The organism is Enterobacter sp. 186315 (assembly GCF_053290175.1).
Window position 1 is genome coordinate 54,769 of record NZ_JBPTTK010000010.1, and the last position, 18,170, is coordinate 72,938.

General features: G+C 58.1%; 14 protein-coding genes and 1 pseudogene. 9 read left to right on the forward strand and 6 right to left on the reverse strand.

The genetic code is table 11. The annotated features are described in order from the left end of the window. Window positions 1-170: 170 nt before the first annotated feature. The 4 genes from purM to ppx all read left to right on the forward strand — a co-directional run bounded on the left by purM (window position 171) and on the right by ppx (window position 5,651). Entirely contained in the window at window positions 171-1,208 is a 1,038-nt protein-coding gene (gene purM / locus ACSVHP_RS13405; RefSeq protein ID WP_417314683.1) for a phosphoribosylformylglycinamidine cyclo-ligase, read from the forward strand. Continuing rightward, entirely contained in the window at window positions 1,205-1,846 is a 642-nt protein-coding gene (gene purN, locus ACSVHP_RS13410) for a phosphoribosylglycinamide formyltransferase (RefSeq protein ID WP_234671228.1), read from the forward strand. The genes purM and purN overlap by 4 nt, the downstream gene beginning before the upstream one ends. A 193-nt stretch (window positions 1,847-2,039) precedes the next feature. Continuing rightward, on the forward strand, window positions 2,040-4,100 hold the full coding sequence (ppk1, locus tag ACSVHP_RS13415; protein WP_234671231.1) for a polyphosphate kinase 1: 2,061 nt from the start codon (window positions 2,040-2,042) through the stop codon (window positions 4,098-4,100). A gap of 3 nt (window positions 4,101-4,103) precedes the next feature. Further along, on the forward strand, window positions 4,104-5,651 hold the full coding sequence (gene ppx / locus ACSVHP_RS13420; protein WP_234671233.1) for an exopolyphosphatase: 1,548 nt from the start codon (window positions 4,104-4,106) through the stop codon (window positions 5,649-5,651). Window positions 5,652-5,654: 3 nt separating this feature from the next. Here the strand turns inward: ppx and ACSVHP_RS13425 are convergent, their stop codons facing one another. Beyond that, the gene (locus ACSVHP_RS13425) at window positions 5,655-7,895 is read right to left on the reverse strand and encodes a bifunctional diguanylate cyclase/phosphodiesterase (protein ID WP_234671235.1); all 2,241 of its coding nucleotides are present in this window, start codon (window positions 7,893-7,895) and stop codon (window positions 5,655-5,657) included. Window positions 7,896-8,249: 354 nt separating this feature from the next. Here ACSVHP_RS13425 and ACSVHP_RS13430 point away from each other — a divergent pair, with 354 nt between their 5' ends. After that, entirely contained in the window at window positions 8,250-8,438 is a 189-nt protein-coding gene (locus ACSVHP_RS13430) for a YfgG family protein (RefSeq protein ID WP_234671237.1), read from the forward strand. On the opposite strand, the pseudogene ACSVHP_RS13435 reads toward ACSVHP_RS13430, so the two are convergent. Further along, window positions 8,419-9,288, reverse strand: a pseudogene (locus ACSVHP_RS13435) (LysR family transcriptional regulator); the annotation flags it as partial. The gene ACSVHP_RS13430 and the pseudogene ACSVHP_RS13435 sit on opposite strands and share 20 nt — an antisense overlap. Before the next feature lie 98 nt (window positions 9,289-9,386). Here ACSVHP_RS13435 and ACSVHP_RS13440 point away from each other — a divergent pair. Continuing rightward, window positions 9,387-10,577, forward strand: coding sequence for an MFS transporter (locus ACSVHP_RS13440; RefSeq protein WP_447552153.1), 1,191 nt, complete (start codon window positions 9,387-9,389; stop codon window positions 10,575-10,577). 54 nt (window positions 10,578-10,631) lie between these two features. Here ACSVHP_RS13440 and guaA read toward each other — a convergent pair whose 3' ends face one another. Together guaA and guaB are read right to left on the reverse strand one after the other, a co-directional pair. Continuing rightward, window positions 10,632-12,209: a glutamine-hydrolyzing GMP synthase gene (gene guaA / locus ACSVHP_RS13445; protein WP_006811514.1), complete on the reverse strand. Its 1,578-nt coding sequence runs from the start codon at window positions 12,207-12,209 to the stop codon at window positions 10,632-10,634. 63 nt (window positions 12,210-12,272) lie between these two features. Beyond that, entirely contained in the window at window positions 12,273-13,739 is a 1,467-nt protein-coding gene (gene guaB, locus ACSVHP_RS13450) for an IMP dehydrogenase (protein WP_234671241.1), read from the reverse strand. A 159-nt stretch (window positions 13,740-13,898) separates the two neighbouring features. Here guaB and xseA point away from each other — a divergent pair, with 159 nt between their 5' ends. Beyond that, window positions 13,899-15,272, forward strand: coding sequence for an exodeoxyribonuclease VII large subunit (gene xseA / locus ACSVHP_RS13455; protein ID WP_447552154.1), 1,374 nt, complete (start codon window positions 13,899-13,901; stop codon window positions 15,270-15,272). Here xseA and ACSVHP_RS13460 read toward each other — a convergent pair whose 3' ends face one another. Beyond that, entirely contained in the window at window positions 15,273-16,406 is a 1,134-nt protein-coding gene (locus ACSVHP_RS13460; protein WP_447552155.1) for an MFS transporter, read from the reverse strand. A gap of 161 nt (window positions 16,407-16,567) precedes the next feature. Here ACSVHP_RS13460 and ACSVHP_RS13465 point away from each other — a divergent pair, with 161 nt between their 5' ends. Both ACSVHP_RS13465 and ACSVHP_RS13470 read left to right on the forward strand, forming a co-directional pair. After that, entirely contained in the window at window positions 16,568-17,587 is a 1,020-nt protein-coding gene (locus tag ACSVHP_RS13465) for a M4 family metallopeptidase (RefSeq protein WP_447552156.1), read from the forward strand. Further along, window positions 17,588-17,938 carry a protealysin inhibitor emfourin gene (locus ACSVHP_RS13470; protein ID WP_447552157.1) on the forward strand — a complete coding sequence of 117 codons (351 nt, stop codon included), beginning with the start codon at window positions 17,588-17,590 and terminating at the stop codon, window positions 17,936-17,938. On the opposite strand, the gene ACSVHP_RS13475 is transcribed toward ACSVHP_RS13470, so the two are convergent. After that, on the reverse strand, window positions 17,935-18,156 hold the full coding sequence (locus ACSVHP_RS13475; protein ID WP_234671257.1) for a zinc ribbon domain-containing protein: 222 nt from the start codon (window positions 18,154-18,156) through the stop codon (window positions 17,935-17,937). The two genes, ACSVHP_RS13470 and ACSVHP_RS13475, sit on opposite strands and share 4 nt — an antisense overlap. Window positions 18,157-18,170: the final 14 nt, after the last annotated feature.

The following is an 18,170-nucleotide window of genomic DNA, read 5'->3' on the forward strand; positions in this document are numbered from 1 at the left end:
ATCACCGAAACCGGTTTCATTTTCGTGAACGGAGTCAAGTTTGCGCGGCGTGACAAGGATTTCGAAAAAAAAATCGTCGTGCCGAGAATAGGCTCGCAAACGTTTGCCTGGACTGTTAGAATTGCGCCGATTTTTCTTACTAGCTATGCAATCGCGTGGGGACTTGAGCCGTGACCAACAAAACTTCTCTCAGCTACAAAGATGCCGGTGTTGATATTGACGCAGGTAATGCGCTGGTTGACCGAATCAAAGGTGTGGTGAAAAAAACCCGCCGCCCTGAAGTGATGGGTGGCCTGGGTGGATTCGGCGCACTGTGCGCGCTGCCGCAAAAATATCGTGAACCTGTGCTGGTCTCGGGGACTGACGGTGTAGGCACTAAACTGCGCCTGGCGATGGATCTTAAGCGTCACGACACGATCGGTATCGATCTGGTGGCAATGTGTGTGAACGACCTGGTGGTACAGGGCGCCGAGCCGCTGTTCTTCCTCGACTACTACGCGACCGGCAAGCTGGACGTGGATACCGCGTCAAGCGTGATTAGCGGCATCGCCGAAGGCTGTCTGCAATCAGGCTGCGCGCTGGTCGGGGGTGAAACCGCCGAAATGCCGGGCATGTATCACGGTGAAGATTATGACGTCGCAGGCTTCTGCGTCGGCGTGGTAGAAAAATCAGAAATTATCGACGGCAGCAAAGTGGCTGACGGCGATGTGCTGGTTGCGCTGGCCTCCAGCGGCCCGCACTCCAACGGCTATTCGCTGGTGCGTAAAATCCTCGAAGTGAGCGGCTGCGATCCGCTGACCACCGAGCTTGACGGTAAACCGCTGGCGGACCACCTGCTCGCCCCAACCCGCATCTACGTGAAAAACGTCCTTGAGCTGATCGCGAACGTTGACGTTCACGCCATTGCCCACCTCACCGGCGGCGGCTTCTGGGAAAACATTCCGCGCGTGCTGCCGGACAACACCCAGGCGGTGATCGACGAATCTTCCTGGCAGTGGCCGTCCGTGTTCAACTGGCTGCAAACGGCGGGCAACGTCAGCGACCACGAGATGTATCGCACCTTTAACTGCGGCGTCGGCATGGTGATCGCCCTGCCGGCCAGCGAAGCGGATAAAGCTATTGCGCTGATGAATGAGAAAGGTGAAAACGCGTGGAAAATCGGTACGATTAAAGCCTCCGATTCCGAACAGCGTGTGGTCATTGAATGAAAAACATCGTGGTGCTCATTTCCGGCAACGGAAGCAATTTGCAGGCGGTCATAGACGCCTGCGAACAGAAAAAAATTAATGGCACCATTCGGGCAGTATTCAGCAACAAGGCCGATGCGTTCGGCCTTGAGCGTGCGCGGGAAGCGAATATTCCCGCGCACGCGCTGGAGGCCAGCCAGTTCGCGGGCCGCGAGGCGTTTGACCGCGAACTGATGCACGAGATAGACGCCTATGCCCCCGACGTGGTGGTGCTGGCGGGATACATGCGTATTCTCAGCCCGGCGTTTGTCTCTCACTACGCGGGCCGCCTGCTGAATATCCACCCCTCCCTGCTGCCGAAATACCCCGGCCTGCACACCCACCGTCAGGCGCTGGAGAACGGCGACGACGAGCACGGCACCTCGGTGCATTTCGTCACCGACGAGCTGGACGGCGGCCCCGTGATTTTACAGGCGAAAGTGCCTGTGTTTGCGGGCGACAGCGAAGAGGAGGTGACCGGGCGCGTTCAGGCGCAGGAACACGCGATCTATCCGCTGGTCGTCAGCTGGTTTGTTGACGGGCGTCTTGAGATGCGCGACGGCGCGGCCTGGCTGGACGGCGTTAAGCTTCCTGCGCAAGGACATGCGGCAGACGAGTAGCCTGTGGCGTCGGGTGGCGCTGCGCTTACCCGACCTACAACATCCCTCCCCTTCCCCAACTTTCGAAAAATCCTCAAGAAAAAAATAACTGTCATAGTTTTCTGGCACTGTTGGACATATCGTGGAAATGCTCGCCATAATAAGGACGAGAAGGATTACCACGTCCTGTGATTGAACTGGAGTGTGAGCTGTAATGGGTCAGGAAAAGTTATACATCGAGAAAGAGCTAAGCTGGTTAGCGTTCAACGAACGTGTCCTTCAGGAAGCGGCGGATAAAACAAACCCGCTGATTGAGCGTATGCGTTTTTTGGGTATTTATTCCAATAACCTTGATGAATTCTATAAGGTTCGCTTCGCCGAGCTGAAGCGCAGGATCATCATCAGCGAAGAGCAGGGTTTGAACTCCCACTCGCGGCATCTGCTGGGCAAAATCCAGTCCCGCGTGATGAAAGCCGATCAGGAGTTCGATGGCCTTTATAACGAGCTGCTGCTGGAAATGGCGCGCAACCAAATCTTCCTGATCAACGAACGCCAGCTTTCCGTGAACCAGCAAACCTGGCTGCGTCACTACTTCAAACATTACCTGCGCCAGCACATCACCCCGATCCTGATTAACCGCGAAACGGACCTGGTGCAGTTCCTGAAAGATGATTACACCTATCTGGCGGTAGAGATTATTCGCGGCGAGGCGATTAGCTACGCACTGCTGGAGATCCCGTCCGATAAGGTTCCGCGCTTTGTGAACCTGCCGCCGGAAACCCCGCGCCGCCGCAAGCCGATGATCCTGCTCGACAACATCCTGCGCTACTGCCTGGACGATATCTTCAAGGGCTTCTTCGACTACGACGCCCTCAACGCCTATTCCATGAAAATGACCCGTGACGCCGAGTACGATCTGGTGCACGAGATGGAATCGAGCCTGATGGAGCTTATGTCCTCCAGCCTGAAGCAGCGCCTGACGGCGGAGCCGGTGCGCTTTGTGTATCAGCGCGACATGCCGGATGCCATGGTGGAGATGCTGCGTGAAAAGCTGACCATCTCCCGCTACGACTCCATTATCCCCGGCGGTCGTTACCACAACTTTAAAGACTTTATCGGCTTCCCGAACGTCGGCAAAGCGAACCTGGTCAACAAGCCGCTGCCGCGCCTGCGCCATATCTGGTTCGATAAGTTCCGCAACGGCTTCGACGCCATTCGCGAGCGCGACGTTCTGCTCTACTATCCGTACCACACCTTTGAACACGTGCTGGAGCTGCTGCGCCAGGCATCGTTTGACCCTAACGTGCTGGCTATCAAGATCAACATCTACCGCGTGGCAAAAGATTCGCGCATCATCGATGCGATGATCCACGCCGCGCACAATGGCAAGAAAGTGACCGTGGTGGTGGAGCTTCAGGCGCGTTTCGACGAAGAGGCAAACATCCACTGGGCAAGACGCCTGACCGAAGCGGGCGTTCACGTTATCTTCTCCGCGCCGGGCCTGAAAATTCACGCCAAGCTGTTCCTCATCTCGCGTAAAGAGGGCGAAGACGTGGTGCGCTATGCCCACATCGGCACCGGTAACTTTAACGAGAAAACGGCGCGTATTTATACCGACTACTCGCTGCTGACCGCCGACGCGCGCATCACCAACGAAGTGCGCCGGGTGTTTAACTTTATCGAGAACCCGTACCGCCCGGTGAGCTTCGATTATCTGCTGGTGTCACCGCAGAACTCGCGCCGCCTGCTTTACCAGATGATCGACAAAGAGATCGCCAACGCGCAGCAGGGACTCTCTTCCGGCATCACGCTGAAGCTTAACAACCTGGTCGATAAAGGGCTGGTGGATCGTCTGTATGCCGCCTCCAGCTCCGGCGTGCCGGTCAATCTGCTGATCCGCGGTATGTGCTCGCTTATTCCGGAACTGGAAGGGATTAGCGACAATATTCGCGTCATCAGCATCGTTGACCGCTATCTGGAACACGACCGGGTCTATATTTTCGATAATGCAGGAGATAAGCAGGTTTATCTCTCCTCGGCGGACTGGATGACGCGTAATATTGACTACCGCATTGAAGTGGCGACGCCGCTGCTCGATCCGCGTCTTAAGCAGCAGATCCTCGACATTATCGAGCTTTTGTTTAGCGATACGGTGAAAGCCCGCCATATCGACAAAGAACTCAGTAACCGCTACGTGTCGCGCGGCAATCGTCGTAAAGTGCGCTCACAGCTGGCGATTTACGACTATATAAAATCACTCGAGCAACCTGATTAACCTATGCCAATAAACGATATGACCCCACGACCGCAGGAGTTTGCCGCGGTCGACCTTGGCTCTAACAGTTTCCACATGGTCATCGCCCGTGAGGTGGATGGCGCGATGCAGATCATCGGTCGTCTGAAGCAGCGTGTGCATCTGGCCGACGGTCTTGACGAAAACAGTATGCTCAGCGAAGAGGCGATGGAGCGCGGCTTAAACTGCCTGTCGCTGTTCGCGGAGCGCCTGCAAGGGTTTTCGCCGTCCAGCGTCTGCATCGTGGGCACCCATACGCTGCGCCAGGCGCTCAACGCGCCGGAGTTTCTCAAGCGCGCCGAGAAAGTGATCCCCTACCCGATTGAGATAATCTCGGGTAACGAGGAAGCGCGTCTGATTTTTATGGGCGTGGAGCACACCCAGCCGGAAAAAGGCCGCAAGCTGGTGATCGATATCGGCGGCGGCTCTACGGAGCTGGTGATCGGTGAAGACTTTGAGCCGCGCCTGGTTGAGAGCCGCAGAATGGGCTGCGTCAGTTTTGCGCAGATCTATTTCCCCGGCGGTGCGATCACCCGCGAGAACTTCCAGCGCGCCCGTATGGCCGCCACGCAAAAGCTGGAGACTCTCGCCTGGCAGTATCGCATTCAGGGCTGGAACGTGGCGCTGGGCGCCTCGGGCACCATTAAAGCGGCGCATGAAGTGCTGCTGGCGATGGGCGAAAAAGACGGTTTTATCACCCCCGAGCGTCTGACGATGCTCATGGAAGAGGTGATCAAACATAAAAGCTTTGATGCGCTAAGCCTGCCGGGCCTGTCGGACGAACGCAAGGCGGTGTTTGTGCCGGGTCTGGCTATCCTGTGCGGCGTGTTTGATGCGCTGGCGATCAAGGAGCTGCGTCTGTCCGACGGTGCGCTGCGTGAAGGCGTGCTGTATGAGATGGAGGGCCGCTTCCGCCATCAGGATATCCGCAGCCGCACGGCGCAAAGCCTGGCGAACCAGTACAACATTGACCGCGAGCAGGCCAAGCGGGTGCTGGATACCACCACGCAAATGTACGATCAGTGGCATGAGCAGAACCCTAAGCTCGGCCATCCGCAGCTCGAAGCGCTGCTGAAGTGGGCGGCTCTGCTGCACGAAGTGGGTCTGAACATCAACCACAGCGGGATGCATCGCCACTCGGCCTATATTCTGCAAAACAGCGATCTGCCGGGCTTTAACCAGGAGCAGCAGGCGATGATGGCGACGCTGGTTCGCTACCACCGCAAGGCCATTAAGCTCGACGACATGCCGCGCTTTACGCTGTTTAAGAAGAAGCAGTTCCTGCCGCTGATCCAGCTGCTGCGTCTGGGCGTGCTGCTGAACAACCAGCGCCAGGCGACCACCACGCCGCCAACGCTGAAGCTGACCACCGACGATCACCACTGGACGCTCAGCTTCCCGCACGACTGGTTTAGCCAGAACGCGCTGGTCCTGCTGGACCTGGAAAAAGAGCAGCAGTACTGGGAAGCGGTGACCGGCTGGATGCTGAAAATTGAAGAAGAGAGTTCACCCGACGCCGACGTAGCGGCGTAAGGCTCAGGCGTCCTCGTGTGACGCCTCGGCTTCCAGCAGCGACTCCAGCGCCACCGGCCTGCCAATCAGATAACCCTGCACATAATCGATACCTAGCGCGTGTACCGCGCTTCGTATCTCTTCGTTTTCAACGTATTCCGCCACCACCAGCATTTTCTTCATGCGTGCCAGATGGCAAATGGAGGCAACGATCTGATAGTCCAGGCTGTTGCTGACGATATTGCGGATAAAGCTGCCGTCGATTTTGAGAATGTCGGCATCCACGCTTTTCAGACGCGCATAGCTCGCATAGCCCGTCCCGAAATCGTCAATTGCTATCCGCACGCCCAACTGCTGCAACTGTCGGAGCGTCTGCGCCGCCGCGTGGGAATTGCCAAAGCTGCTGCTTTCGGTGATTTCAAACACAATCTGCCAGGGCTCTACGCTGTACTTCGTCAGCAGGCGGTTGACCTCCAGCGGCAGCTGCGTCCGGCACACGGTTGACGGCGCGAGGTTAATCGCAAAACGCTGGGCCGGAAGCCGGTCGCGGTTATCCGCCAGGAAGCGCAGCGTGCGCTCCAGCACCCACAGATCCACGCGCGACGACAGGCCGAACTCCTGCGCTACCGGCAGGAAGACGTCGGGCGAAATCAGATCGCCGTTTTCATCCGGCATTCGCAGCAACACTTCATGGTAATGGTCGCCCCGCAGCCCGCGCACCGGCTGCACCATCAGGGTAAACGCATCCTGCTCGAGCGCCCGTTGCAGGCGGTTCATCATCGCCACTTTATCTTTCAGATTACGCTGCAAATGCAAAGCACCGCGCTGCTGGAGATTTTCCGGGTGGTTGGTGGAGAGCGACAGATCGGCAATTACGCCCAGCTCGCCCAGCACCAGATAGAGATGGTTGACCGGCGAGCGCACAAAGCAATAGCTCACGCCCACCTGCGGCTGGAGCGGCATGCCGTCCCAGATAAAGCGGAACTGCTTGATGTGTTCATCCAGCGTGTCGATGCGCATCTGGTACGACTCGGTGTTCAGGCGCACGGCCAGGTCGCATCCGGTCAGGTGATAGACCTGCTCATTAGGCTGAAGCGTACCGTTGATCCACGCCGCCAGCTTTTGCTTGTACTGGATACGCAGCAGCACGCCATAGTTACGGCCCAGCACTTCCAGTTCAGGAATGCGCAGCAAGCAGAGCGCCGACCAGGGCGATTTTGCCAGCTCGCGGGCTAAGGCGCGCAGGTTCGGCATATGCATCACCGGGTCGAGAAACGCCAGCCTGCGGGCGCGGATATTCACCGCCCGCTGACGCGTCGCCAGCATCGACATGTAAATCACCACAAACGAGAAGACCAGATAGCTGGACGAGGTGATAGCAAGCTGTACGTCATAGCCCGACTGATGCGGGATATAGCGGTAAAAGTAATGAATCGACACCAGCAGCACCGGCGTCCAGATAATCGACATCAGCTTGTAGCCAAAACGCATGGCGGCCCAAAGCATCACCGGCATCAGCAGCGACAGCGTGTAGTTGGTGCTGAATATCGAACTATTTTCATTCATCGGGAGTAACAGCAGCGTGAGCAAACTGCTCATGACAAGCGCCCAAATCAGAAATTCGGTAAGGCTTACCTTCCTGTCTATCTGGCCGCGGATCTGTGAAATCAGGCTTTTAAGGTAGAACGGGTTGCGGATAAGACGGATCAGTAGATAGCTCATCGGTACGCCCGTCAGCCCGCTGACCAGCAGCGCCTGATAGTTAATGAGCGTGCGGATATTTATCGGGTTCAGGCCGGCAAGGCTTTGACGGCTCTCGTAGATGCCCAGATAGGCAGCAAACTGGAATAACACCAGGAACAGGGTTGCCGGACAGACGACCTGCCAGAAGATGCGCTGCGCCATTAAGCGCGCGTCGCCATAGGCCACCATGTTGCGCTGCGGGCTAAAGACGCGGTATCCGCCCCAGCTCAGCACAACAGGAACAATAAAATGCAGGATGCTCGCCGCGGCTTCAAATAGCCCAACCGACGAGTAATAGCGAAAGAAAACCGCCAGAACAATGCCCGGCAAGGCTGCAAAACCATAAAAGAGCATCATGGCAAGCAGGAAAAAGAGAGGCACATAATAGAGAACGACAGGCCCGTCGCCCAGTTGCGTATAGGTATTCACCCCGCTGAGCAGCGGCAGCAAAATAAGAGGCAAAATGAGCGGTAACGCCCACCAGCGGTCTTTATTATTTTTAAGGAAATAGACGATGTTCATAGATGCCCGTTTAAACCCCCACGCGTTCCAGTGGGTAAAAGAAGACAGGCATCCAACCTGACGTACATGCCCGTGCGGTAAACATATGTGCGAGCATAATGGAGCAAGGATTTTAAATAGCGTCACCGATAATTTTTTGACTTAAATCAAACTATTTCCGGTGAAATTCATTTTCGGACATCTATCCAGGATATTTTTATTCTTATTATCAATATGGTAAATGCGTGATTTCTATTCAATAACATTGATTAATGTAAACATTGACGGATTTTTACATCCGGCCGAATTGACCCCCTCCTCCCGCTGTGCCTTAATGTGCAAATCGCCCGCACGGGTATACCCAGGAAAAACACAGTGAGTCAGGCCACGCGTATGCACAAACGACATCGGTTTAACACTCGGATGACCCGCATCATACTGCTGATTAGTTTTCTCTTTTTCTTTGGCCGCTTTGTTTATTCTTCCATTGGTGCCTGGTATCACCATCAGGACAAGATGCAATCTCAGCAATCCAGTCTGTCTGTTGAAACATCCGCACAATAGCGGCGATCCCTCGGCTCAGGATCTTATCCTGGCGCATCACGACCGCCAGCTGGCGCTGTAAATACGGCGTAAGCGACTGCACGCGTAACCCTTCGCGATCGGCGTCCATCGCCACCGCCATGCGCGGAACAATGCTGTAGCCCAGGCCGGCACGCACCATACGTTTAATAGCCTCAATGCTGCCAAGCTGCATCACCGGGGTTATCGCCAATCCGCTGGCCTCAAACCAGCCGTCGATCAGCGCCCGCGTGCCACTTCCCGACTCGAACGCAATCAGCGGGCGATGCTGCAACCCCTCCGGCGTGAGCGGCTCTGACGATTCGAGAGTGTCTGCGTCAATAAACACGAACTCTTCGGTCATCACCGGCATGACGTCAAGCGAACGCCCGCCCGCCGGTAAGGTCACCAGCCCCATATCCAGACGGTTTTCCTCAATGGCCCGTACCACGTCGAGCGTGTTTCCGGTCGTCACACCCACGCGTAACAGCGGGTAATCGCTGCGCAGCCGCTGTAGAAGCGAGGGTAAAAGATGGATGCATGCGGTCGCCCCGGTGCCGAGCGTGACCGTGCCGCTCACCTCGCCATTCAACTCGCTGACCGAACGCACCGCCTCCTGCACCGTCTGTTCGATGCACTCCGTATGGGTGAGCAGCATCAGCCCGGCCTGGGTTGCCTTGATGCCACGCCCGGTGCGCTCGATGAGTCGCGTCTGGAGGAACTGCTCCAGCTGACGGATTTGCAGACTCACGGCGGGCTGAGAAATCCCCAGCGCATCCGCCGCCGCGGAAAAGCTGCCGCGCTGAACCACCAGACGAAACGTTGCCAGCTGGGCCAGATTTAACGTCATCATTCAAAGTTTCTCTTATACAGGTCATAAGGTTAGGCGCCTGCCTGCACAATAGCGCGCCCGTTATGCTGAGGACAACTGCATTAACGGAATGAAAAACAATGGAAACACCTGCCCTGCCCCGCCGCCTCGCTCTGACCGCAGGCTGTAATCAGCTTATCAACTGGGGAATTTCGTTTTACATGCCGGGAACGTTCGCCACGGCAATCGCCGCCGACAGAGGATGGTCTTCCCCGCAAATCTACCTGGGACTGACGCTTGCCATGCTGGTGATGGCGATGGTTTCCCCCTTTGTCGCCCGGCTGCTGGCGCGCTTCGGCGGACGGCGGGTGGTAATGAGCGGCACGCTGCTGATTGCCGCAGGCTGCGCGGGGATGGCGCTTATTGACTCGCTTAGCGGCTGGTACGGATGCTGGCTGCTGGCGGGCATCGGGATGCGACTCTCCCTTTATGACGCGCTGTTTGCCTCACTGGTGAATCTCTATGGACAACAGGCGCGGCGCACGATTTCCCGCGTCACGCTGGCGGGCGGTCTTGCCTCTGCGGTGTTTTGGCCGCTGGGGAATGCGCTGCTCGGTATTATGCGCTGGCAGGATGCGCTGTTGATCTACGCCCTTTTTGGCCTGCTGAGCGCGGCGCTGATTTACCCGCTCTCCTCGCAGCGGATTTCATTGATGGCAAAAACGCCAGCCCGGATATCCAGATACGAACGGCGCCGCGGCTGGCTGTACGCCGCCTTTATCGCCCTCATCGCCTTTGTCTCTAACGGCACTTCCACGCACCTGCCGGAATTTATTGCCAGCGCCGGGCTGCCGGTGGCGGCGGGAATGCTGTGGGGAATCGGCCAGACCGGGGCGCGTTCGATGGAGGTGCTCGCGGGCGCGCGGCTGACCCCGCTCAGGCTGACGATCTTTACCGCTCTCGCAATGCCGCTCTGTTTTCTGCTCGGGCTAAGCGGATCGCAGTTTGCGTGGTGCGCCGTCGGGTTTGTGCTGGGGTTTGGCGCCATCAACGGGCTGGTGACTATCGTCAAAGCCACGCTGCCGCTGGAGCTGTTCAGTACGGAAAGCTACGCCAGCCGCACCGGCTGGTTGTTAATTCCGGGCCAGCTGACGGCGGCGGCATCGCCCTTTGCCTGTGCCTGGCTGAATAAAACGCTGGGAATAACAGGCGCGATGTGGGTGTCACTGGGGCTGACGCTGGTGATTGCCGGGCTGGCGATGGGGCTGGTGTGCCACCCGCGGGCGCGGTACGAAAAGCCGGGCGGGACTGTCGTGAGTAGCGTGAAGTGAAAAAAAACCCTCTGCCGAAACAGAGGGTTTTTATTTACTGTCTACGGGAGGGAATTATTCCCATTCAATCGTTGCCGGTGGCTTACCGCTGATGTCATACACCACGCGGGAAATGCCGTTCACTTCGTTGATGATGCGGTTAGACACGCGGCCTAAGAAGTCATACGGCAGGTGCGCCCAGTGCGCGGTCATAAAGTCGATGGTTTCCACCGCACGCAGGGAAACAACCCAGTCGTATTTACGGCCATCGCCCATCACGCCAACGGAGCGCACAGGCAGGAACACGGTAAACGCCTGGCTCACTTTGTTGTACAGGTCGGCTTTGTGCAGCTCTTCGATGAAGATCGCGTCCGCGCGACGCAGCAGGTCGCAGTACTCTTTCTTCACTTCGCCCAGCACGCGCACGCCCAGACCTGGCCCCGGGAACGGGTGACGGTAGAGCATGTCGTACGGCAGACCCAGTTCCAGACCGATCTTACGCACTTCGTCTTTGAACAGCTCGCGCAGCGGTTCAACCAGGCCCATCTTCATCTCTTTCGGCAGGCCGCCCACGTTGTGGTGAGATTTAATGACGTGCGCTTTACCGGTTGCGGATGCCGCCGATTCGATCACGTCCGGGTAGATAGTGCCCTGCGCCAGCCACTTCACGTCTTCCAGCTTCAGCGCTTCTTCGTCGAACACTTCAACGAACACGCGGCCGATGATTTTACGTTTTGCTTCCGGATCGTTTTCGCCCTTCAGCGCGTCGAGGAAGCGCTGTTCGCCTTCGACGTGAACGATGTTCAGACCGAAGTGGTCGCCAAACATGTCCATCACCTGCTGGGCTTCGTTCAGACGCAGCAGGCCGTTGTCCACGAATACGCAGGTCAGATTTTTGCCGATAGCGCGGTGCAGCAGCATCGCGGTCACGGAGGAGTCCACGCCGCCGGACAGGCCGAGGATCACTTTGTCATCGCCAACCTGCTGGCGGATACGCTCAACGGCGTCGTCGATGATTTTTGCTGGCGTCCACAGGGCTTCACACTGGCAGATGTCGCGCACGAAGCGCTCCAGCATACGCATCCCCTGACGGGTGTGGGTCACTTCCGGGTGGAACTGCACGCCGTAGAAGCGTTTTTCTTCGTTCGCCATAATGGCAAACGGGCAGCTTTCGGTGCTGGCAACGGTCACGAAGTCGGACGGGATCGCCGTCACTTTGTCGCCGTGGCTCATCCACACGTCCAGCAGCGGTTTGCCGTCTGCGGTCAGGGAGTCTTCGATGCCGCGCACCAGCGCGCTGTCGGTGACCACTTCTACCTGCGCATAGCCGAACTCGCGTTCGTTAGAGCCTTCAACGTGGCCGCCCAGTTGCATTGCCATGGTCTGCATACCGTAGCAGACGCCGAAGACCGGTACGCCCGCTTCGAACACGTACTGCGGCGCGCGCGGGCTGTTCTCTTCGGTGGTGCTTTCCGGGCCGCCGGACAGGATGATGCCGCTTGGGTTGAATTCGCGGATCTGTGCTTCCGTAACATCCCACGCCCACAGCTCACAGTAAACGCCCAGTTCACGCACGCGACGCGCGACCAGCTGAGTGTACTGAGAACCAAAATCGAGGATGAGAATGCGATGTTTATGAATATTTTCCGTCATTGACGCTAATTCCGAGGCAAGTGAAACAAAATCGCCCGGCATATAGCCGGGCGCGGAAACCGATCAGGAGCCCATACGGTAGTTCGGGGACTCTTTGGTGATGGTCACGTCGTGAACGTGACTTTCCTGAATACCCGCACCGCTGATACGCACAAATTCAGCTTTTGTACGCAGCAGGTCGATGGTACCACAGCCGGTCAGACCCATACAGGAACGCAGGCCGCCCATCTGCTGGTGAATGATCTCTTTCAGGCGGCCTTTATAGGCCACGCGGCCTTCGATACCTTCCGGCACCAGTTTGTCAGCGGCGTTATCGGTCTGGAAGTAACGATCAGACGAGCCTTTGGACATCGCGCCCAGAGAGCCCATGCCGCGGTAAGATTTGTAAGAACGGCCCTGGTAGAGTTCGATTTCGCCCGGGGATTCTTCGGTACCCGCCAGCATAGAGCCAACCATGACCGCAGCAGCACCAGCGGCGATGGCTTTAGCGATGTCGCCAGAGAAGCGGATACCGCCGTCAGCGATAACCGGAATACCGGTGCCTTCCAGCGCTTCTACCGCGTCAGACACGGCGGTGATCTGCGGAACGCCCACGCCGGTCACGATACGGGTGGTACAGATTGAGCCAGGGCCGATACCCACTTTCACCGCGCTGCAACCGGCTTCCGCCAGCGCGCGAGCGCCTGCGCCCGTTGCCACGTTACCGCCGATGATTTGCAGGTCAGGGTATTTCGCACGGGTTTCACGAATACGTTGCAGAACGCCTTCGGAGTGGCCGTGAGAGGAGTCAATCAGCAGCACGTCAACGCCCGCCGCAACCAGTGCGTCAACGCGCTCTTCGTTGCCCGCGCCCGCGCCAACCGCAGCACCCACGCGCAGACGGCCATGCTCGTCTTTACAGGCGTTAGGTTTACGTTCTGCTTTCTGGAAATCTTTAACGGTGATCATGCCGCGCAGGTGGAAGCTTGCGTCCACAACCAGCGCTTTCTCAACGCGTTTTTCGTGCATTTTGGCCAGCACCACGTCGCGGGTTTCGCCTTCACGCACGGTCACCAGACGCTCTTTCGGAGTCATATAGACGCTGACAGGCTGGTTCAGATCAGTCACGAAGCGCACGTCACGACCGGTGATGATACCGACCAGTTCGTTCTCTTCAGTCACAACCGGGTAACCCGCAAAACCGTTACGTTCGGTCAGGGCTTTCACTTCGTGCAGGGTGGTGGTTGGCAGAACGGTCTGTGGGTCAGACACGATGCCGGATTCATGTTTCTTCACGCGGCGAACTTCTTCCGCCTGACGCTCGATAGACATGTTTTTGTGAATAAAACCAATGCCACCCTCCTGTGCCAGGGCGATAGCCAGGCGCGCTTCAGTCACGGTGTCCATTGCCGCAGAGAGCATAGGAATGTTCAGGCGAATGGTTTTCGTCAACTGCGTGCTGAGATCGGCAGTATTCGGCAGAACGGTGGAGTGAGCGGGAACGAGGAGGACGTCGTCAAACGTCAGTGCTTCTTTAGCAATACGTAGCATGGGCAATATCTCTGACCTGGGGGGTTAAATATTGCCGTGGCATTATACAGAGCGTAACCGATTGCATCTACACTTTTTTATAAAAAAACCTTGCGATCCCCTCTTAGCAGGTTACTATCGACTGAATAACTTGCTGATTTAGAATTTGATCCCGCTCACATGTTATCCTCTCAAACCCCTTCAATTTATACCGTCAGCCGCCTTAATCAATCGGTTCGTTTACTGCTGGAGCAGGAAATGGGGCAGGTCTGGATCAGCGGTGAGATCTCTAACTTTACGCAGCCGTCGTCCGGTCACTGGTATTTCACGCTAAAAGACGACACCGCCCAGGTGCGCTGCGCGATGTTCCGCAACAGCAACCGTCGCGTGACGTTCCGCCCGCAGCACGGCCAGCAGGTTCTGGTTCGCGCCAATATCACCCTGTACGAGCCGCGCGGTGATTATCAAATCATCGTCGAAAGTATGCGGCCTGCGGGTGAAGGGCTGTTGCAGCAGAAATACGAACAGCTAAAAGCCAAACTCTCGGACGAAGGCCTGTTCGATCAGCAGTATAAAAAGCCGCTGCCCTCCCCGGCCCACTGCGTCGGGGTGATTACTTCCAAAACCGGTGCCGCGCTGCACGACATTTTGCACGTCCTGAAACGCCGCGATCCCTCCCTGCCCGTCATTATCTACCCGACCGCCGTTCAGGGTGACGACGCGCCGGGCCAGATCGTGCGCGCCATTGCGCTGGCGAACGCCCGCCAGGAGTGCGACGTGTTAATCGTCGGGCGCGGCGGCGGCTCGCTGGAAGATTTATGGAGCTTTAACGACGAACGCGTGGCGCGGGCGATTTTTGCCAGCGCCATCCCGGTGGTGAGCGCCGTCGGGCACGAAACGGACGTGACGATCGCGGATTTTGTCGCGGATTTACGTGCCCCTACGCCGTCCGCCGCCGCTGAAGTGGTGAGCCGCAACCAGCTTGAACTTCTGCGCCAGATTCAAAACGGCCAGCAGCGACTGGAGATGGCGATGGATTACTTCCTCGCTAATCGTACCCGCCGCTTTACCCAGATCCACCACCGCCTGCAACAGCAGCACCCGCAGCTGCGCCTTGCGCGTCAGCAGACCGTGCTGGAGCGCCTGCGCCAGCGGATGAACTTTGCGCTGGATAATCAGCTTAAGCGCGCGGTGTCGCGCCAGCAGCGCGTGACGCAGCGTCTGAATCAGCAAAACCCGCAGCCGAAAATTTATCGCGCGCAAACGCGTATTCAGCAGCTCGAGTATCGTCTGGCGGAGAATATCCGCACCCGGCTGAGCGCTACCCGCGAACGCTTTGGTAACGCCGTGACCCACCTTGAGGCCGTCAGCCCGCTCTCCACGCTGGCGCGCGGGTACAGCGTCACCACCGCAACGGACGGTAAGGTGCTGAAGCAGACCAGACAGGTGAAGGCCGGTGACGTGCTCACCACCCGCCTGTCGGACGGCTGGGTAGAGAGCGAAGTGAAAGGCGTGACCCCGGTGAAGAAACCGCGCGCCCGTAAAAAAGACTAATCAGCGACGGCCGTCAGGCATGACGGCCAGCATCGCCCAGGACAGCCCGGAAAAAACCATCAGCGCGGCCGCCGCGCCCGTCATTCCCAGCAGCACGCCAAACAGCATCGACCCGACGACCTGCCCGGCCGCCAGCATCAGAAACGCCATACTGACGCCCATCGCCGGGGACGGATGCGCAATCACCGCCCCCTGCACCAGCAGCACGCCGGACAAAATCACGTACCCCGCCCCGCTCATCGCCACCACGGGAACCAGCCACCAGGCAAATCCCTCGCTAAACGCCAGCGCGACCAGCGAGGCAGCCATAAAGATCTGCGACAGGCGATAAACGCCGCGCATCCCGATACGTTTTGCCGCGCTTGCGGTGAATACGGCCACGATCCCCGCCCCGCCGCTGACCAGCCACAGCCAGCGGGTCACCGTGCTCTCCAGCCCGGTATGTCGCGTCAGCAGTTCGGGCCCAAAACTCCACCACGCGGCGCTGGCAACGCCGCTGACGAAGGCGATAACCAGCAGCCGAACCATCCCCGGCTTGCGAAGTATCACCACTCCGCGCGGGGTTTGCTCAGGCCGTTTACCGTTCGACGAGGGCAGATAGCGCCACGCCGCCAGCAGGCAAAGCAGCGCCAGCACCGCAAAGATGACGCACGCCGCACGCCAGCCGCCCGGCGCGAAAAGCAAAATCGGCACCGAGAGGATGATCCCGCCGCTGGTGCCGGCATTGATGATGGTGTTGATCCCGGTCTGCCGCTCAGGCGGAACGCTGTCTCCGACCGCCCCGGCAAGTGCGGGGGACGCCAGCCCCGAGCTTAGCCCGGCGATAAACAACCCGAGCGCCAGGGTGAGCGGCTGCGCCGAGAGGGAAAGGACAAGCAGCCCGCTGGCGGCGGTCGCTGCGGCCAGCAGTGCCGGCACGCGGGGGCCAAAACGATCGGTGAGAAAAGAGGCCAAAAAGACCGACAGGCAATAGGCCGCGTAGCTACAGGCCGCAATAACGCCCGCCATCTGCGGCGTAAAGGGAATGGCCTGGCGAATATCGGGCAGCATCAGCCCCCAGGAAAATCTCGCCATCCCGTAGGTCACCGCGATAAGCGAAAACCCGGTGATGCCCAGCGCAATCGGTTTAGTCATCAGGCTCCTCTCTCTGGCTGCGTTAAAAAAACCTAACCCCTGAGCGCCTGTTGCGCCAGTTTTCAGCGCCGCGATTTGTCTGACTTCTCACCGCCTGCGCGTTCATCACTTACACTTAAGGTGTTTCTTTTTTCGGCATTGCCAGAAAACAGGAGAGATGCATGACCCGAATCCACAGCGTGATCCCGCCCTATATTCTTCGACGTATTATTGAAACCGGCTCGGAGCCGCAGCAGCGCTGCGCCCGTCAGACCTTAACGCACGTGCAAACGCTCATGGCGCATATGCCGGGCAAACCCGCCGCACCGCACGTCAATAAAGCCGGGCAGCTTGAGCGCGATATTTACGATGCGAAACAGACCCAGGAGCTGCCGGGCACGCAGGTGCGCTACGAGGGGCAGCCGTCAAACGGCGATGTGGCGGTTAATGAGGCCTATGACTATTTAGGCATCACCCATGACTTTTTCTGGAAGAACTATCGGCGCGACTCGCTGGATAATCAGGGGCTGATCCTGACCGGCACCGTGCACTACGGACGTGAATATCAGAACGCATTCTGGAACGGTCAGCAGATGGTGTTTGGCGATGGCGACGGGGAGATATTTAACCGCTTCACCATTGCCATTGACGTGGTGGCCCATGAACTCAGCCACGGCGTGACCGAAACCGAAGCCGGGCTGATCTATTTTGAACAATCCGGCGCGCTGAACGAGTCCTTATCGGATGTAATTGGCTCGCTGGTAAAACAGTATCACCTCAAGCAAAACGCCGACGAGGCCGACTGGCTAATCGGTGAAGGGCTGCTGGCGAAAGGGATTAACGGCAAAGGGCTGCGATCGATGTCGGAACCCGGCACGGCCTATGACGACCCGCTTCTCGGCAAAGATCCGCAGCCCGCGCACATGAAGGACTTTATCAAAACACGCGACGACAACGGCGGCGTGCATCTTAACTCGGGCATTCCGAATCGCGCCTTTTATCTGGCGGCAACGGCGATTGGCGGCAAGGCCTGGGAGAAAGCGGGCTATGCCTGGTACGACACGGTTTGCGATCGCAATTTGCCGCAGGATGCCGATTTTGATGCCTTCGCAAAACTGACGATTGCCCACGGTGAAAAACGTTCGGGTAGCGACGTTGCGGCGGCCATCAGGCAGGCCTGGGAACAGGTGGGAGTGTTGTAAATGCAGGTTCCGGAACTGACGGATGACGCGGTGGTTGAGCTGGCTCGTGAGGGCGGCGTGGCCTATATTCCCAAACTGGCCGGGCTGCGCCGCATTGCCCTCTCGTCGCTCAATACCACGCAGCGCGAGCGGGTGATAAGCATCCTGCAACAGGCGTTTCCTCGCGGGGAGCCGCCCGGTCAGGCCTCATCGCCCGGTCGCGGCGATCAGCGCTATTTTCGCATTCAGATCGTCTGGACGCGGCACAACCAGGCGCAGTACACCGATATGATCGTGCTGGTGCCGGAGCAGGAGGCGCCAGAGTCGCTGGTTGAACTCTGGCAAAAAGGCGAAGGATGCGTGTGCGATTAAGCCTCTGCTCTGACGAACTCCACGCGTTTTTTTGAAATCAGCCCGTGGCCGTTCTGGCAGAAATAGTCCACCGCACCGCAGGCTTTGAGCACCTGAAGCGGCTTGTGGCAATCCGGGCAGCGCGCTTCCAGCGCCACGTCTTTTTGACACGTTTCACAGTGAGCCACACCGTTCTGTGGCTCCAGCTCTGCATGGCAATCCGGGCAGATAATCGACATAGTGACTCCCGATC

What these genes read in the sequence shown, in the direction of transcription:
- purN (WP_234671228.1), top strand. Translation starts at nt 1,205, where the DNA reads ATGAAAAACATCGTGGTGCTCATTTCCGGCAACGGAAGCAATTTGCAG.
- ppk1 (WP_234671231.1), top strand. Translation starts at nt 2,040, where the DNA reads ATGGGTCAGGAAAAGTTATACATCGAGAAAGAGCTAAGCTGGTTAGCG.
- ppx (WP_234671233.1), top strand. Translation starts at nt 4,104, where the DNA reads ATGCCAATAAACGATATGACCCCACGACCGCAGGAGTTTGCCGCGGTC.
- ACSVHP_RS13425 (WP_234671235.1), bottom strand. Translation starts at nt 7,895, where the DNA reads ATGAACATCGTCTATTTCCTTAAAAATAATAAAGACCGCTGGTGGGCG.
- ACSVHP_RS13440 (WP_447552153.1), top strand. Translation starts at nt 9,387, where the DNA reads ATGGAAACACCTGCCCTGCCCCGCCGCCTCGCTCTGACCGCAGGCTGT.
- guaA (WP_006811514.1), bottom strand. Translation starts at nt 12,209, where the DNA reads ATGACGGAAAATATTCATAAACATCGCATTCTCATCCTCGATTTTGGT.
- guaB (WP_234671241.1), bottom strand. Translation starts at nt 13,739, where the DNA reads ATGCTACGTATTGCTAAAGAAGCACTGACGTTTGACGACGTCCTCCTC.
- xseA (WP_447552154.1), top strand. Translation starts at nt 13,899, where the DNA reads ATGTTATCCTCTCAAACCCCTTCAATTTATACCGTCAGCCGCCTTAAT.
- ACSVHP_RS13460 (WP_447552155.1), bottom strand. Translation starts at nt 16,406, where the DNA reads ATGACTAAACCGATTGCGCTGGGCATCACCGGGTTTTCGCTTATCGCG.
- ACSVHP_RS13465 (WP_447552156.1), top strand. Translation starts at nt 16,568, where the DNA reads ATGACCCGAATCCACAGCGTGATCCCGCCCTATATTCTTCGACGTATT.
- ACSVHP_RS13470 (WP_447552157.1), top strand. Translation starts at nt 17,588, where the DNA reads ATGCAGGTTCCGGAACTGACGGATGACGCGGTGGTTGAGCTGGCTCGT.
- ACSVHP_RS13475 (WP_234671257.1), bottom strand. Translation starts at nt 18,156, where the DNA reads ATGTCGATTATCTGCCCGGATTGCCATGCAGAGCTGGAGCCACAGAAC.